Annotated in this window: 13 protein-coding genes; 9 read left to right on the plus strand and 4 right to left on the minus strand. The window is 42.6% G+C overall.

The window, feature by feature from the left end; genetic code table 11:
• Positions 1-120: 120 nt before the first annotated feature.
• From ACEN82_RS01045 to ACEN82_RS01055, 3 genes are read right to left on the minus strand one after another with little or no spacing between them, the layout of a single operon-like run.
• Complete coding sequence (locus ACEN82_RS01045) at positions 121-1,293, minus strand: TIGR03364 family FAD-dependent oxidoreductase (protein ID WP_413319467.1); 1,173 nt, start codon at positions 1,291-1,293, stop codon at positions 121-123.
• A gap of 51 nt (positions 1,294-1,344) precedes the next feature.
• On the minus strand, positions 1,345-2,685 hold the full coding sequence (locus ACEN82_RS01050; protein ID WP_413319465.1) for a DUF5690 family protein: 1,341 nt from the start codon (positions 2,683-2,685) through the stop codon (positions 1,345-1,347).
• Positions 2,686-2,689: 4 nt separating this feature from the next.
• On the minus strand, positions 2,690-3,376 hold the full coding sequence (locus tag ACEN82_RS01055; RefSeq protein ID WP_413319463.1) for an HAD hydrolase-like protein: 687 nt from the start codon (positions 3,374-3,376) through the stop codon (positions 2,690-2,692).
• 233 nt (positions 3,377-3,609) lie between these two features.
• Here ACEN82_RS01055 and ACEN82_RS01060 point away from each other — a divergent pair, with 233 nt between their 5' ends.
• Positions 3,610-4,581, plus strand: coding sequence for an aldo/keto reductase (locus ACEN82_RS01060; RefSeq protein WP_413319461.1), 972 nt, complete (start codon positions 3,610-3,612; stop codon positions 4,579-4,581).
• Positions 4,582-4,683: 102 nt separating this feature from the next.
• Positions 4,684-5,439: a helix-turn-helix domain-containing protein gene (locus tag ACEN82_RS01065; protein WP_413319459.1), complete on the plus strand. Its 756-nt coding sequence runs from the start codon at positions 4,684-4,686 to the stop codon at positions 5,437-5,439.
• 85 nt (positions 5,440-5,524) lie between these two features.
• Here the strand turns inward: ACEN82_RS01065 and ACEN82_RS01070 are convergent, their stop codons facing one another.
• Positions 5,525-6,103: a helix-turn-helix domain-containing protein gene (locus tag ACEN82_RS01070; protein ID WP_413319457.1), complete on the minus strand. Its 579-nt coding sequence runs from the start codon at positions 6,101-6,103 to the stop codon at positions 5,525-5,527.
• Positions 6,104-6,401: 298 nt separating this feature from the next.
• Between ACEN82_RS01070 and ACEN82_RS01075 the strand changes: the two genes are divergently transcribed.
• The 7 genes from ACEN82_RS01075 (at position 6,402) to ACEN82_RS01105 (ending at position 15,959) form a co-directional block, all read left to right on the plus strand.
• Positions 6,402-6,986: a phosphonate degradation HD-domain oxygenase gene (locus ACEN82_RS01075; RefSeq protein WP_413319455.1), complete on the plus strand. Its 585-nt coding sequence runs from the start codon at positions 6,402-6,404 to the stop codon at positions 6,984-6,986.
• Between the two features lie 177 nt (positions 6,987-7,163).
• Complete coding sequence (locus ACEN82_RS01080; RefSeq protein ID WP_413319453.1) at positions 7,164-10,460, plus strand: SusC/RagA family TonB-linked outer membrane protein; 3,297 nt, start codon at positions 7,164-7,166, stop codon at positions 10,458-10,460.
• Positions 10,461-10,477: 17 nt separating this feature from the next.
• Positions 10,478-12,088 carry a SusD/RagB family nutrient-binding outer membrane lipoprotein gene (locus tag ACEN82_RS01085; RefSeq protein WP_176627910.1) on the plus strand — a complete coding sequence of 537 codons (1,611 nt, stop codon included), beginning with the start codon at positions 10,478-10,480 and terminating at the stop codon, positions 12,086-12,088.
• A 65-nt stretch (positions 12,089-12,153) separates the two neighbouring features.
• The gene (locus tag ACEN82_RS01090; RefSeq protein ID WP_413319450.1) at positions 12,154-13,251 is read left to right on the plus strand and encodes an alkaline phosphatase family protein; all 1,098 of its coding nucleotides are present in this window, start codon (positions 12,154-12,156) and stop codon (positions 13,249-13,251) included.
• A 6-nt stretch (positions 13,252-13,257) separates the two neighbouring features.
• Entirely contained in the window at positions 13,258-14,079 is an 822-nt protein-coding gene (locus tag ACEN82_RS01095; RefSeq protein WP_413319448.1) for a glycerophosphodiester phosphodiesterase, read from the plus strand.
• A 372-nt stretch (positions 14,080-14,451) separates the two neighbouring features.
• Positions 14,452-14,826 (plus strand): cupin domain-containing protein, encoded by a 375-nt coding sequence (locus ACEN82_RS01100; protein ID WP_413319446.1) that lies wholly within the window; start codon positions 14,452-14,454, stop codon positions 14,824-14,826.
• 287 nt (positions 14,827-15,113) lie between these two features.
• A complete protein-coding gene (locus tag ACEN82_RS01105) occupies positions 15,114-15,959 on the plus strand; it encodes a metallophosphoesterase family protein (protein WP_413319444.1) in 846 nt (281 codons plus the stop codon).
• Positions 15,960-16,086: the final 127 nt, after the last annotated feature.

The following is a 16,086-nucleotide window of genomic DNA, read 5'->3' on the forward strand; positions in this document are numbered from 1 at the left end:
CCTGGTTATTGTTTTTGTCAATAGTTATAGCCAATAAGCTATGATTGGCTTATTGAAAAACCAAGATATGCAGTTTTTTCAATCCATGGACTATCGACCATGGACTATGGGCTAAAAATGCTAATTATCCTTCCGCCTGGCAATCTCCTGCTCGCATAGGCCAAATGATAGTGTCATGCCGTTACCGCCGAGGCCATTGATAAGGGTTACCCCAGGCTCAATGTCAACGATAAGCTCGTACGCGCCGTTGGTCATTTTGGGGTAGATGCCGTGCCATGACTGCAGCATTTTCCAATCTTTAAAATTGGCGAATGTATGTAAGTACTCAATTATCAAATTATTAATAAATTCTTTATCGAAGGGATCATGAACCAAACCATATTCGTGCGAATCGCCGATGGTAAGCTCGCCGCTGCCATTTTGGGATACCATTACGTGGATGCCCCATTTCAGGTGGGTAGCATACTGTTCTTCATAGCGTTTGCGCAAAGCAGGCAATGAAGCTGCCGCCTGGAAACCCGGGTAATGGATCATAGACAAGCCACCACATAGCGACGGACCTATGCGCCATTCATCAGGCTGGGTAACTAAACGCATCATCTGCAGCTTGCATTTGGTAATCTGCGTTTGTGCGAATAGTTCCGGATATAAAGTTTCAAAATCGGCGCCGCTGCATACATAGATCTCGTCGGCTTCCCAGCTTTGGTTGCCCGAACTTACCTTTGGATGTTCAATGCGACTGATAGCGGTGTTCCAGTGAAATTCGACACCGAATTTTTCGGCGAGGTAAGCCGCCACCTGCCCGATGGCTACGCGTGATTCAACAATCATTTCCTCGCCACTCCACAGGGCGCCTTTCAAGCCATCGGTATTGATTGCCGGCGATTTTGAAACAGCTTCGCCTGGAGTTAGCACAGCGCAATCACGGTATTGCTTGTTTACATCTACATACTCTTCAATAACCTGCAGCTCATCATCATGGTAAGCAAGGTGTAATGAACCAACCTCATTATGCCAGATGTTAGCTTCGGTACAAACTGTTTTCCAGATGCTTTTTGATAGCATGGCGCGTTCAAACATCGGACCGGTAGCCTGGCCTATAGGCCACACCATACCAAAATTGCGGATAGAAGCACCTACTGCCCGTTCATTGCGCTCAAATACGATTACCTTATAACCACGAATGGCCAAAGCGCGGGCAGTAGCTAAACCTACTATGCCTGCGCCTATGATTATTGCTCGCCCCCCCCGCCCCCTGAAGGGGGTGTTTTTTATATTGTTATTTTCGCTCATTATATTATTTCTTTAGGTCATTGAGCCATTGGTCATTTTTTGACTTCAGACTTATGACTGCGGACTTATGGCTTGAAAATTTATTTGCCCATCAGTTTCATCCGCAATTATCTTTTTTTTATCGCGGGCTGCGCTCTGTAAAAAGTAGATAAGCGATAACGCTCCGCAAATACCACCTACTAAAGCCACTGTCATTACACCTTCCTGAAAAAACGTTCCCCAGCTTATAGACGGGCGGCCAAGTTCCTTTACCAATAAAACGCTCACACTGCCCAGGTATCCCATCGAATCGGCAATGTACATGATAAAGCCAACATTGCTTTTATAGTGAAAGGATGCTATCATCCGTTCAAAAAATATGGCGTTATAAGGTACGTACCCCATGTAAAGGCCAAGGCCTACTAAAGTCATCCAAAGGGTGGGACTTATCATTTTAAGAGTAAACATTACAGTGGATATTCCCACCAGTACACAACCTGCAATGATCATTAAATGGATGATGCTGAATGCACGAAGATTTTTCCGTACAAGGATCAGTAAACTCATTGCTACTAATACCACCAGCGAAATTTTAATATCCGTAGTAGTAAAAATGCTGGCATCCTTAATGCCCAGGCTTGCCCAGATCTCCACCTCAAAATTATCGCGCACATCGCGCATAATAGTAAGCAGTACATAAACAATCAGGGTAAGGATAATACCCGGTAAAAAACGGATAACGAATTGTTTACGCTCGGCGGCATTCATTGGCGTGCGCTCGGAGCGTAAACATTTGTCTTCGGCGGTAGGGGCGGGGATAAGCTCCATACAACCTACAAAAAACAGCAGCGGCAATGCAAATACAGCACCTGTTAAAAACGGCATGTAATATTCATTTACATGAAAACTGCTTATAAGTGTACGCCCTGTTGTTTTTACAAAGCCGGAGGCAAAGATGAGACTGATGGACAATGCCGATGCCATGAACTCGGTTGAGCGGCGGCCTTCCAGGTAACCAAAAACCAATCCCCAGATAAGCCCCAGCGGGAAACCGTTGATAAAAAGAAACACGATATTCCATGGGGCCGGTACAAAAGCAAAGGCCAGCAGCGCCGCCCAGGCAATCCCGATAAGGGTTAAAATATAACGGGCGCGGGTTTTGCTGTTAACTTCGGCTATAAATTTTATGCCGTAAAATTTGCTGCTCATATAGCCTATAACCTGAGCTATAACCAGCCAAACTTTATAATCAACATGAAAATACTCATGACCTGTGAAAGTTGCCGCTGCAAATGCCTTACGAAAGGCATACATGGATGTATACGTTCCGAAGGCTGAAACCGCTGCCAAAACTGAAATCAGTGCATAAGGCAATTGGGCTACTTTTGCACGTAAACTTTCAATCAGCCTCATTATACTATTGGTTTATGATCTCAACTACTTGTGCAATATCGTCAATAATATGGGTAGGATTGTAGGTTTCCAACTCGGCACGCGTAAAAATGCCAGTAGTTACACCTATAGCGTATTTGCAGCCGGTGTTTTGCCCTTCGCGCACATCAACCTCGGTATCCCCCACTTTAGCAACTTCCAAAGCATCAGTTATGCCGGCCTCAAGCATCATTTTTTGGATCATAAAGGGGTGCGGGCGACCAAGTTCAACTTCGTCCGATCCAACAACGTAATCGATCAGCCCTTTCTCGTGCCATTGCAGGCGGTTTACAATAGTATCGGCAATATCGCGCGAGAAGCCGGTATTGATACCAACTTTTACGCCCTGCTCATGCAGTTTAGCAAATGTTTCCTCTACGTTTGGCAACGGCTCAATACCCGGCTCAAACTGGTAAAAGTTAATCATTTGCTGCACAAATTCTTTGTGGATAGTGGTTACCAGCTCGTCCGTAATAACTGATTGATCAGTCTCGTGTTCAGTAAGCATTTTGCGGATAGCGAGGGTTTTTTCATACCCCATCAGCGGATCTATTTTTTCCAGTCCAACTTCATAACCGGACTTTTGCATGGCAGCCCTGAAAGCTTTGCTAACTTCATGATCGTCTTTAACCGTGGTGCCGGCTATGTCAAATACCACTAATTTTATACTCATAACAACATTTATAATGTTTAGCAATACTAAACTTATTTTATTAAAATTAAACTAAGTTAGTGTTAAGGTTTGGTTAAGGTGGTAAATGGTCGATTTTGTTCCCATAGTTTGTGTGCGAGTTTTACAAAGAGTTATCGTAAAAATTTGAGCCACACAGACAAGTAAATTGAGCCGTGCAAGAAATTTACCCATGAACAAGATACCTGATCTTTGTTTTAAATTAAATATCAACTATGGGAAATATAACGAAAATAAATTTGGGCAAAAATGGCCCGCTGGTTTCAAAACTGGGCCTGGGCTGTATGCGCATGTCATCAGTTTGGGGCAGCAAGGCCAATGATGAAAATGAAAGTATCGCTACCATACAGGCAGCTTTAGATAGTGGCATCAACTTTTTAAACACCGGCGATTTTTATGGCGCCGGTCATAATGAGCTATTGGTAGGCAAGGCCATTAAAGGCCGCAGGGACGACGCGTTTATCAGCGTAAAATTTGGCGCTATTTTTTATAATGGTCAATGGCTTGGCTTAGACCTTCGCCCTATAGCCATTAAAAACTTCATTAATTATTCGTTAGTGCGATTGGGTATCGACACTATCGACCTGTATCAGCCTTGCCGCCTGGATAACAGCGTACCGGTAGAGGATGTAATAGGTACCGTTGCCGACCTGATCAAAGAAGGAAAAGTACGCCACCTTGGTGTTTCTGAGATTACAGCCGATCAGTTACGCAAAGCCAACAGCATACACCCGGTAACCGCGCTGGAAATTGGCTACTCATTAGCCGATAGGCAAATTGAAAACGATCTGCTGCCTACTGCTAAAGAACTGGGCATTGGCGTAGTAGCATTTGCCAATACTGCCGAAGGTTTACTTACGGGCGATATGAAAGCGCCGCTTCCGGCAGATAGCTATCATAATCACTTTTCGCGTTTCCAGGGAGAAAACCTGGTGAAAAACCTTGAAAAGGTTGAAGTGTTAAAACAAATGGCCGGCGACAAAGGCTACACACCTACCCAACTTGCCATTGCATGGGTAAACGCCCAGGGCGATAACATTATGCCGCTGGTAAGCATGAGCCGCAGATCGCGCCTGCCGGAAAATATACAAGCGATGCAAATTGAATTTAGTGCCGATGAAATGAATACACTTAATACCGCTTTTGCCCAGGGGGCAATATTAGGTGGTACATACCTGCAACGATAAATGGACGGGGCTGCATAAGCCCCTCCTATTTTATATATTTACATAGTGACCAATCCAACCGAAATAATTCCAGGCGTAATCTTTTATTCTTTTTTCTCGAGGATGAGAAAGGAAAAGGTAGGTTTTTTTGAGCATAGCACCCTGGTATTACAGGTTTCAGGGCAATTCAGCATCGAAACCGCAAATCAAAAAATTTCGATGAAGGGCGGCGAAATGATGCTGATCCGTAAAAATCAATTGGGCGAACTCGTCAAAATGCCCGTTGATGGCGGTGACTATCAAACTATCATCATTTGCCTGAAAGAAGATATGCTGCGGCAGCTTGCCCTGGAAGAACAGATAGAGCCGGGACGGAAATACACCGGTCAGCCCAATATCAAAATACCCGAAAGTGAATTTCTGCGGGGCTTTTTTCAATCTGTGATTCCTTATGTGCACCATCCCAACGAAAAAATAACCAAACAACTGGGCATGCTGAAAGTAAGGGAAGCCGTACACTTATTACTACATACTATGCCCGAGCTTAAAGATTTCCTGTTCGATTTTTCGGAGCCTCATAAAATCGACCTGGAAAAATTTATGCTCAGCAATTTTCATTTTAACGTACCTGTCGAGAAATTCGCGCAACTTACCGGTCGGAGCCTTGCAGGATTTAAACGCGATTTCCAAAAAACTTTTGATACTTCACCCCGGCATTGGCTGCAAACCAGGCGGCTTGAGGAGGCGCGCCACCTCATCGAAAACAAAAACCGTAAACCATCTGAAATTTACCTCGATTTAGGATTTGAAAGCCTGGCCCATTTTTCCCATTCGTTTAAAAAAGAATTTGGCAAAGCACCTACCGAGTGGACGCACTAACCGGAGTTTTTTCTGTTGATAAAAGTGTATTATTCTATATCCAATTCACCACTCACTTAATCAACCCAATCAACCATTCACTAAACTACTTCTTCTCTTCAAAAAAGTATACCACCAGCATGCTGGCCGTGGTACTCCCCATGTTTTTTGGGGTATGGGGGATCCGGCCATCAAAAAGCATACTATCGCCCTGGTTAAGGGTTATGGTGTCGTCATCAAACCGGTAGGCAACCTGGCCGGATAGGATATACTTATATTCAAATGCTTCGGTTTCCACAAGCGGGCGAAAGGCATCGGGCTCAAGCTCCAATATGACGATATCAACAGTACTTTGACTTATTGATTGTGTAAAGATGCGCTGATAATGAAAACCATCGGCATGTTCTTTTTCAAAATGATCGTATTCGTGTTTGCGCTTTACTAAAACTGGGAGATGATCGCTTTTTGAACGCATATCTTTAAAAAACTCGTTCAAATCTATCTCCAGTGCTTTAATAATATCTATCAGTACGATAAGCGATGGAATGGTACGGCTGTTTTCAATTTGGGATATCAGGCCTTTGCTTACGTTGGCCCTTATGGCAAGTTCCTGTACGGTTATATTTTTTTCCCGGCGGCGTTCTTTTATCCGGTTACTGATCTGTATCAGTATGTCTTCTTCCATCTATAGCAGGTTATTTGGTGCGCAAAGTAATTAATCAGGCTATTTATCCAAAATGATTTTTTTGTTACGCTTTGAACAGTATAGTGTAAATGTTAACGGATATTTATATAATATTGTTGTATTAGTTAAGTTTCAATAACAATACGTGCGTTTTGAAATTGCCTATCTTTAACAAGATAAGCGGCCCTGTTGTATTAAAATTTAATGTTAAATATGGGTTCTGATTGATATATTTCATGAATATTTAATAATTACCTAACCTGCATGCTGTTTATTTGCACCTAAAAATTTTAATTGCATGGCACCATCTCAATATAATCCGAAAGCTGTGGTTGATGAAGTGTTTTCTTTATACGAGAAATTTGGCGATGCCGATTATATAGGGGAGCCTGTTTCTCAACTGGAGCATATGTCGCAGGCAGCTTCGCTTGCGGAGGCTGAGGGCTATGACGATGAGGTTGTACTTGCCGCGTTTTTTCATGATATAGGACATCTTTGTGCTGATGCTGAAGAAGCAGGAAGTATGGATGGCATGGGCAATATTGACCATGAGCGCCTGGGTGCCGATTACCTGTTGGAGCGTGGGTTTTCTGAACGGGTTGCCAACCTGGTGCAGGGCCATGTAATTGCCAAAAGATATCTTACTTATAAATATCCCGAATACTATAATCGCCTGTCGGATGCCAGTAAAGCCACCCTCGAATTTCAGGGAGGCGTGATGACTGCGGCCGAAGCCGCAGAATTTGAATTGAACCAGGATGCCGAGCTTATCATCAGACTGCGCTACTGGGACGACATGGCCAAGGAAATGCATGTACCCGTAAATAACCTTGATCATTTAAAAGCGATGGCACTTGCGCACCTGCAAGTGGTAAATGAATAATATCATATTAAGTTTTTGTGATTAATTTATAATCTGCCTGTTATAAAAATCACCTGCTTAACACAGGGTGAACATCAAGTTAAGTATAGCTTAATACTAAATTGGTTTACTAATAATAAACAAAGTTTAGTATTGCTGTATGAAAAATTTAACTATTTCACCCTTAAACTTTAGCAGATGAACAAGATTTACCAGAGATTAAAAACCGTAATAACGGTTTTGTTATTTTGCGTAGCTCCATCTATTTTATTCGGACAAACCAAAATAAGCGGTACTGTTACCGATGACAAACACTTGCCCCTGCCGGGCGTAAGCGTAAGAATTAAAGAACAAAATAAAGGCACTGTTACCGATATTGATGGCCGTTACAGTATTACGGCAACTGCCGGTCAAACACTCATTTACTCATTTGTAGGTTACGCGCCGGTTTACGTTGTAGTTGATAACAAAACAACCATAAACGTAACTATGATTGGCGATAGCAAAGCTTTAAATGAGGTTGTTGTGACAGCCCTTGGTGTAAAGAAAGAAACCAGGCGTATCGGTTACTCAACCCAATCAGTAAACGGTGCCGATGTTACCATGGCCCGCGACCCTAACCCTATCACAGGTTTAACAGGTAAAGTGGCCGGTTTATCAGTAGGCCCTTCGGCCGAACTTTTGGGTAACCCATCTGTATTGATCAGGGGTAACTCGGTTACATTATATGTTGTTGACGGTTTTCCTATTAATACTGATACCTATAACATCAGCCCTGATGATATCGAGACCTATACAGTGTTAAAAGGTCCTTCTGCAGCCGCACTATATGGTAGCCGTGCACAAAACGGTGCGATTTTAATTACCACTAAGAAAGGCGAGAAAAACAAAAAAGGCTTGACAGTTGATGTTAACAGCAGTACGGTAATGAATACGGGCTTCCTTGCTTTCCCTCGTACCCAAAGCTTGTTTGGTCCGGGTGAAAACACTTTTTATACCTTTGTTGATGGTAAAGGTGGTGCACCAGGTGGTGTGGACAGCGATTACGACGTTTGGGGCCCTTACTTTGCAGGTCAGTTAATCCCGCAATATGACAGCCCGGTTGTTAACGGCGTGCGCCAGGGTACTCCATGGGTTGCACGTGGTAAAGACAACCTGAAAAACTTTTTGAAAACCGGTTACCAAACCAACAATAACATATCATTAGGTTCGGTTGGTGATACTTATGTAACCCGTTTTTCAGTTTCACAACAGCACCAGACAAGCTATATCCCTTCTCAATACCTTGATATAGCCAATGCTAACTTTTACGCTCAGTTCACTCCTACAAAGCGTTGGAAATTTGAAGCGAACGTTGATTTTAACAGGCAATCAACTGATAACTTTCCAGATGTGCAATACGGCCCTAACAGTATTATCTATAATATTGCTGTATGGACAGGTGCCGACTGGAATATCAACGCACCGGATATCAAAGCTATTTGGCAGCCAGGTAAAGAAGGCGTACAATCGGTATTTGCCGAGTACACCCGTTACCATAACCCTTACCTGTTAACTCAAAAATGGACCCGCGGCCATTACAAAAACGACGTTTACGGTTACTTGTCAGGTAACTTCAAAATCAACGATAATTTAAACGTTACTTTACGTTCACAAATTGATACGTATAACATCCTTCGTACTGAAGACCTTCCATTTTCGGCCCACCCTTATGGCCGTGAAGGTAACCAGGGCGATTACCGCGAAGACCGTCGTAACCTGTTTGATAACAACACCGAGTTATTTGTTAACTACAACTACACGATCAAAAACTTCGTGAACTTATCAGGTTTAGTTGGTTCAAACCTGCGTAGCTTCAACTACAACTCCAGCTGGACATCAACAGATTATTTGAACGTGCCGGAAGTTTACGCTTTCAGTAACTCAAAAAACGCTGTACAGTCAACCAACTTCTCATCAGCCGAACGTGTGTTAAGCGGTTACTACTCAATTGACGCTACATTTGGTAAATATGCTACCTTATCAAGCACCGGCCGTATTGATAAATCGTCGGCTTTTCAAAACGTAACTACTTATTACTATCCAAGTGTATCGGCAGCTACAGTGATCTCTGATTACGTTAAACTGCCCGAGGTTATCTCATTCTTAAAAGCAAGGGCATCTTATTCAACGGTAAAAGCCGATGCTTCAAGTTCAACAATTGGCCCTGCCCCATTTAACGCTATTTCGGTTTATGGCGGTTCAACAACTACCAGCAATCCAAATTCAAACCCGTTATTCTTAAATCCGCTTGGTTACGGCAGTACTTATAACTCGCCTTATAACGGCCCAAGTTATCAGCTTAACCCGTTCTACTTAACCAGTAAACCCTATAACAGCCAACCGGCAGCTTCTGCATCTGACTTTTTGTATCAGCCAAATATCAAAACTTCAACTCGCGTTAACTACGAAGAAGGTTTCGATATCAAATTCTTACAAAATCGTTTAGGTTTATCGGCTACTACTTTCCAATATATTGACGGTCCGCAAATTTTAGCTAACTCAATTTCAACGGCTACTGGTTACACCACTTTATATCTTAACGCTTTAAAAACCAGGAAAACCGGTTATGAGTTTTCATTAGAAGGCACCCCTATCAAAAATCTTGGCGGTTTTAGCTGGAATGTTTTAGTTAACGTAGCTACCTTTAAAGACGTTTATGAAGAGTTGCCTCCGGGTCAGGACGCTTATAAAACATTCTTCAAAAAAGGCGACCGTACCGATAAACTATATGGTACCGCTTTTGCAAGAACTCCTCAGGGTCAAATCATCAATGATGCTGCCGGTAAACCATTAGCATTGCCAGTTCCGCAATATTTAGGCAACGAAAATGCCAAATACTCATGGAGCTTCAGTAACAAACTGCGTTACAAAAACTTCAATATGGGTTTCCAGTTTGACGGTTCGGTTGGTGGTGTGATCATCGATTACATGCACAATAAAACCATGCGTGGTGGTGCAAACATTGAAACCGCTACAGGTGCTTTGGGTGACGCCCGTTATAAAGACTGGCAAAACTTTGGTAAAAAGGGTTATAACGGCAGTTATGTAGGCGAAGGCGTAACCGTGTCAAATGGTGCCGCTATTAACTATGACCCGGCCACAGGTAAAATTATTAACTACGGTGCTTTGCAATACGCTCCTAACGGCAAAACAGTATTTGTGCAGGATTATGTAAGTAAATATTACAATGTCGACGAGTCAAACCTGATGAGCAAAACCTTCTCAAAACTTCGTGAAGTAACCCTTGGTTATGATTTCCCTAAAGCATGGCTTGATAAATCATTCATCAAAAAAGCATCGGTATCGGTTTATGGCCGTAACCTGCTATACTTCTACGGAGACAAACGCTTCAAGGATGTGGATTTAGATCAGTATAACTATGCTACTTCTTCAACTGTATTGCAGTCGCCTACAGTACGTAGCTATGGTTTTAACTTAAATGTATCATTCTAATAAAACATACGACGATTATGAAAAAGATATTTAGAATTTTAATACTGCCGGCGTTTGCTTTGCTAACAGTAACCGGATGTAAGAAAAGTTTTGAGGACCTTACCAAAAATAATAATGTGCCAAGCGTTGTGCCGGCATCATTATTATTCAACGGGATCCTTAATAAGATGGCTGATTTGCCACAATCAAGCAATGAGATCTATTCGCAATATTACCTTTATAACTACGATTATTATGGCAATAACCGTTATGATGCCTTTGCCGACGGTGGCGATAACTATTACAACACGTTAAAAAACGTAGTAGTAATGGAGCAGCGTGCTGCAGCAACCGGTGGCGCTGCCGTTAACCCGTACGAAGCTATGGGTAAATTTTTCAGGGCTTACTTCTTCAGCAAAATGAGCCTCGAAGAAGGTGATATCCCAATGACCGATGCGTTGAAAGGCCTGGATAACCTTACTCCCAAATATGATGCGCAGAAAGATGTAATGGTACAATGTTTAGCATGGCTTGAAGCCGCTAATGCCGACTTAACCAAACTGATTGCCGATCCAAATTCGGGCGGTACAGGGGTTGGTGCCGCTTTGTCAAACGATATCTACTTTGGTAATGATCTTACAAAGTGGCAAAAAACTGTAAACAGTTTCCACATCAGGTTATTGCTTGCATTAAGTAAAAAAACAGCTGATATTGATGTAAAAGCACAATTTGCGGCTATTGTTGGTAATCCAACTAAATACCCGCTGATGACCAGCAATGACGATAACCTGCAATATAAATTTGTAGCGCCGAGTAACTACTATCCTCAAAACCCGGATAACTTTGGTCAAAACGGATCAAGGCAAAACTCATCGGCAACTTATATCGGTTTGCTTACTAAATTTAAAGATCCAAGGGTTTTTGTAACTGCAGAGCCTTCACGTTATTTGGTTGATACGCTGAAACAAAGCCCAACAAGTTTTGATTCATTTGTAGGTGCCGATCCGGGTCTTGACCTTGGTGTGATGTATAACAATGCAACCTTACAGCGCTACTCGTTCATTAACCGTAAACACTTTTATTCAACTTATATAGGCGAGCCAAGTATCCAGATAGGCTACCCTGAATTGATGTTCAATATTGCCGAAGGTATTAACCGCGGCTGGGCAACAGGCAATGCCGAAACCTATTATATTAATGGTATCCAGGCATCGTACCAGTATTATGGTATCCCAACAGTTGCCGGTTCAAGTATATTTTCGGCATACTTTTACAGACCGGGCGCAACCAAAGGTCCAGCCGATCAGTCGAGCTATGATGTGTTCCCGGTTACTGTTAACTGGACAACTTACTATGCACAACCGGCTGTGAAGTATGCCGATGGTGCAACAGGCCTTACACAAATATTACAGCAAAAATATCTCGCGTTGTTCCGTCACTCAGGCCTTGAGTCATATTTCACTTATCGTCGTACAGGTGTACCTGCATTCACTACCGGGCCGGGTACGGGTAATAGCAGCCGTATCCCTACACGTTTTGAATATCCGCAGTCAGAGCGTACTGTTAACGCTACAAATTACAAAGCGGCATTAACAAGCCAGTTTGGCGGCAGTGATGATATCAATGGCATCATGTGGTTGCTTAAATAGCAAACCGTAAATAACACTATATAAAGGCCCCTTAGTTTGGGGCCTTTATTGATTAAACACAACCTATGAAAAAGCTGATCTTAGTGATGCTGTTTTCAGCATCTTTTACCCTCCTCTTTGCACAAACGCGCAAAACTCAGAATGTAGTTATTGTCACCATCGATGGTTTACGCTGGCAGGAGGTTTTCCGTGGTGCCGATTCGGCCATCATCAATTCAAATGATACGCATGATAAAAATGAGGTGCGTAAAAATTTCTGGGCCGACGCACCCGCTGACCGTCGTAAACTGCTGATGCCCTTCTTTTGGAGTACTTTGGTTGAAAAAGGTCAGCTTTACGGAAACCGCGATCTGGGGAGTAAAGATGAAGTAGCCAACCCCTATCATTTTTCATACCCCGGATATAATGAAATATTTACTGGGTTCCCGGATAAGCGCATGAATACCAACGATGGGATCTATAACCCCAACATGAACCTGCTTGAATTTCTGAATAAGCAAAAAGGTTTTGAAAACAAGGTAGCCGCATTTGCATCGTGGGAACGTTTTTCGCAGATCTTAAGCCCGAAACGTGCCGGTATTTTAGTTAACGCCGGTTTTATGCCTCTGGATGTTCCTGGTATGAACGACCACCTGAAATACTTGAATGAACTGCAATTGGAAGCACCGCGTTATATCAGCGATTCAACCCGCATCGACTTCCTGACATTTGAGTTTGCCAAAAATTACATGATGCAATACAAGCCGCGTGCTTTATATGTATCGTTTGATGAACCGGATGATATGGCCCATGCAGGCAATTATAAGTTTTACCTTGACCGTATTAAACAGGAAGATGGCTTTATAAAACAACTTTGGGATTATATCCAGTCAGAGCCTGCTTATAAAAACAAAACTACCCTGATCATTACCTGCGACCACGGCAGGGGAGATGAGCCGATGAAGAAATGGCATGACCATGGGTCGGACGTGTTGCATTCAGAGCAAACCTGGTTTGCAGTTATCGGTCCGGATACGCCTGCCTCGGGCGAAATGAAACAAGGTGAAACAACTTATCATAAGCAGCTGGCTCAAACCATAGCCAATTTATTGGGCTTTAATTTTAAAGCCGCGGCAGGTCATGAGGTGGGGGATGCGATAAGTAGTGTTACAGGTAAAAAATAAATAACGATGCGTTTTCAACTATTAACAATTTTGGGTTTACTATGGCTGCTACCCGGTGATGGGTGGCAGGCCAACCCGGCTCCTGTTTCAAGGCATAAGTTTATAGTCGCTGCCCACCGCGGCGATCACGTCATTTATCCGGAGAACACGCTTGAAGCGTATAAGGAGGCAATAAAAAATGAGGCGGATTATGTAGAGATAGACCTGCGTACCACCAAAGATGGCGAGCTGGTAAGCATGCATGATGGCAGCATTAACCGCATGACTGATGGCAAAGGCCAACTGAAGGATTTTACGCTGGCCGAGTTGCTGCAGTTAAAGGTAAAAAGCAAAGATACAGCAAGTAAACAGGCATTCCGGATCCCAACCTTTAAGCAGATCCTGCAATTGTGTAAAAACCGGATAGGGATCTACCTTGATTTTAAGGCTGCAGACCCCGAACAGGCTTACCAAACGATCAAAGAATATGGCATGGAAAAACAGGTGTTGGTTTATATCAACAGCGCGGCTCAGTTTACAGGCTGGCGAAAAGCTGCCCCCAAAATGCCGCTGATGCTGAGCCTGCCCGATAGTGTTAAAAATACTGCCGGCATGAAAAGCTTCATTGATCAGTATCACCCCGATATTCTTGACGGATCTTATAACCAATACACTGCTGATATGGTTGCCTTGGCCGGAGAATACCACATCTCGGTTTGGCCTGATATCCAAAGTGTAGGTGAAGGCCCTGCGGATTGGAACAAAGCCCTTGCAGCAGGTTTAAAAGGTTTACAAACAGACCATCCTGCCGCTTTGGTGAAGTTTTTAAAAGAAAAGGGGTTGAGGTAAATTGTCTGAATCAGAATTTTCAGAATTTAAGAATGTTCGGAATGTGATGTGTTTAATTCTGAAAATTCAAGCATTCTGAAAATTCTGATTCAGATAGTTTCTTAATTGTCATTTACCATCACAGAGCAACGTTTGCAAATGAAATAATATCATATGACCTCGCGCCGCGGCCTTTCGGTATGCCCATCTAACCAGTAAAGGTTGCAGACAATATTAAAGCCCTCGGAATATATATATATCAACTAAAACGGTACCCCGATTACGTAAGAATACGTAGGATTAGCGTAACTGAATAATTATAACTACTTTTATATCAATGAGGTAAGATATTAACGGGTTTCTTTTTATAAACCAATGTAAAACCGCTTTGCCATGAAAAGAAATAATTTCATTACTGCCATTTTAGCTTGTGCTGCAATGCCTTTAACATCCTTTTCTATAGATGTAAAGAGATTTATGCGGGTAAACAAAGGATTTAAAATAAGTGCGGGAGAGGGCCGTATACATGGGCATATTAAATTAAAAGGGGTCAATTCAAATATAATGGATGTGAAAGTATCTGGCAGTGATACCGACGGCGACCTGGCTATTTTTGAACAAACAAGTTTATCGCAGGGCCGCGGTACTCCATTGCATGTGCATCCCTTGCAAGACGAGATATTTTATGTTTTAGATGGCGCCTACTACTTCCAGGTTGGTGAAGATAAGTTCCATTTGAGTACAGGCGATAGTGTTTTTTTACCCTGAAATGTACCACATGCATGGACACAAGTATCTGAAAAAGGAAAAATGACGGTTACGTTTCAACCTGCTGGTAAGCTTGAAGATTTTTTTGTAACAATGCAAGCATTGGATCATGAACCAACAAAACAGGAACTCGCCAAAATTTTTAACGACCATGATATGCAAATAGTGGGTCCGCCGTTAAAACTGGAGTAAGCTTCATACGGTTTATATCAGGACAAGTCAAATTAGGTGTTTTTTTAACTTTCATTTAACACCACAAGCCTACCTTTGTCATAAAATAATTACCTATGACCTCGCGCCGCGAATTTTTTGGCACTGCCTTAACTGGTGTAGCCGCTTTAAGTCTTTTACCTGCTGTCAATAGTTTTGCCACTGAAAATAACCGGTATAGCCGTGCCACCAAAGCCAAACTAAAATTAAGGTTTGCTTTAGCCTCTGACATTCATTATGGACAGCCGAAAACGGATTTTACGTTGCACACCGGCAACATGGTTAAATGGCTTAACGAAGATCATAGCAAAAACCATCTCGATCTTGTGATTGTTAACGGCGACCTGGTACACAATCGCCCGGACCTGCTCCCGGAGATCAAAACAAAATACCTTGATAAATTAAATGTCCCCTACCATACCATCCCCGGCAATCATGATTTTGCGGATGCCACAGTTTGGAAGAATGCCTTTGGTTATGAGGATAAATACACGGTAGAGTTTGGCGATATAGGTTTTGTACTGGCTCACACCGCTGATACAAAAGGCGTTTATACATGCCCCAATAATGCTTTTCTGAAAGCTTCATTAGACAAACTTGCAGATAAAAAGATAGTTTTTGTGATACTGCACATCCCGCCTACCAAATGGGTTAAGAATGATGTATTTGTCGATTGCCCTGAAACTATCCAATTGCTGCATGCTTATCCCAACGTTAAAGCTGTTTTTCATGGGCATGATCATTTGTTAGACGGCGTACGTTATACCGATAAACTCCCACATTTTTTTGATTCGCATATAGGCGGCGACTGGGGTACTGACTACAAAGGCTATCGCATAGTTGAAGTTGATGAGCAAAATGCTATCTACACCTACCAGGTAAACGCAAGCCAGAACCCGGTGCTAAACTCAGCTAAACTGTAAATAGAATTTCGGATTTATTATGGAGTATTTTTAGCGAAAGTCTTGAGCCCGGGTATGTGGGTGGCTGACTTGTGCTTTTCCTGCTTTGTCCCTTTGCATGACGTAGAAGGCACAAGTTAGCCGTGCT

This window comes from Mucilaginibacter sp. Mucisp73, assembly GCF_059491465.1.

What these genes read in the sequence shown, in the direction of transcription:
- ACEN82_RS01045 (WP_413319467.1), bottom strand. Translation starts at nt 1,293, where the DNA reads ATGAGCGAAAATAACAATATAAAAAACACCCCCTTCAGGGGGCGGGGG.
- ACEN82_RS01050 (WP_413319465.1), bottom strand. Translation starts at nt 2,685, where the DNA reads ATGAGGCTGATTGAAAGTTTACGTGCAAAAGTAGCCCAATTGCCTTAT.
- ACEN82_RS01055 (WP_413319463.1), bottom strand. Translation starts at nt 3,376, where the DNA reads ATGAGTATAAAATTAGTGGTATTTGACATAGCCGGCACCACGGTTAAA.
- ACEN82_RS01060 (WP_413319461.1), top strand. Translation starts at nt 3,610, where the DNA reads ATGGGAAATATAACGAAAATAAATTTGGGCAAAAATGGCCCGCTGGTT.
- ACEN82_RS01065 (WP_413319459.1), top strand. Translation starts at nt 4,684, where the DNA reads ATGAGAAAGGAAAAGGTAGGTTTTTTTGAGCATAGCACCCTGGTATTA.
- ACEN82_RS01070 (WP_413319457.1), bottom strand. Translation starts at nt 6,103, where the DNA reads ATGGAAGAAGACATACTGATACAGATCAGTAACCGGATAAAAGAACGC.
- ACEN82_RS01075 (WP_413319455.1), top strand. Translation starts at nt 6,402, where the DNA reads ATGGCACCATCTCAATATAATCCGAAAGCTGTGGTTGATGAAGTGTTT.
- ACEN82_RS01080 (WP_413319453.1), top strand. Translation starts at nt 7,164, where the DNA reads ATGAACAAGATTTACCAGAGATTAAAAACCGTAATAACGGTTTTGTTA.
- ACEN82_RS01085 (WP_176627910.1), top strand. Translation starts at nt 10,478, where the DNA reads ATGAAAAAGATATTTAGAATTTTAATACTGCCGGCGTTTGCTTTGCTA.
- ACEN82_RS01090 (WP_413319450.1), top strand. Translation starts at nt 12,154, where the DNA reads ATGAAAAAGCTGATCTTAGTGATGCTGTTTTCAGCATCTTTTACCCTC.
- ACEN82_RS01095 (WP_413319448.1), top strand. Translation starts at nt 13,258, where the DNA reads ATGCGTTTTCAACTATTAACAATTTTGGGTTTACTATGGCTGCTACCC.
- ACEN82_RS01100 (WP_413319446.1), top strand. Translation starts at nt 14,452, where the DNA reads ATGAAAAGAAATAATTTCATTACTGCCATTTTAGCTTGTGCTGCAATG.
- ACEN82_RS01105 (WP_413319444.1), top strand. Translation starts at nt 15,114, where the DNA reads ATGACCTCGCGCCGCGAATTTTTTGGCACTGCCTTAACTGGTGTAGCC.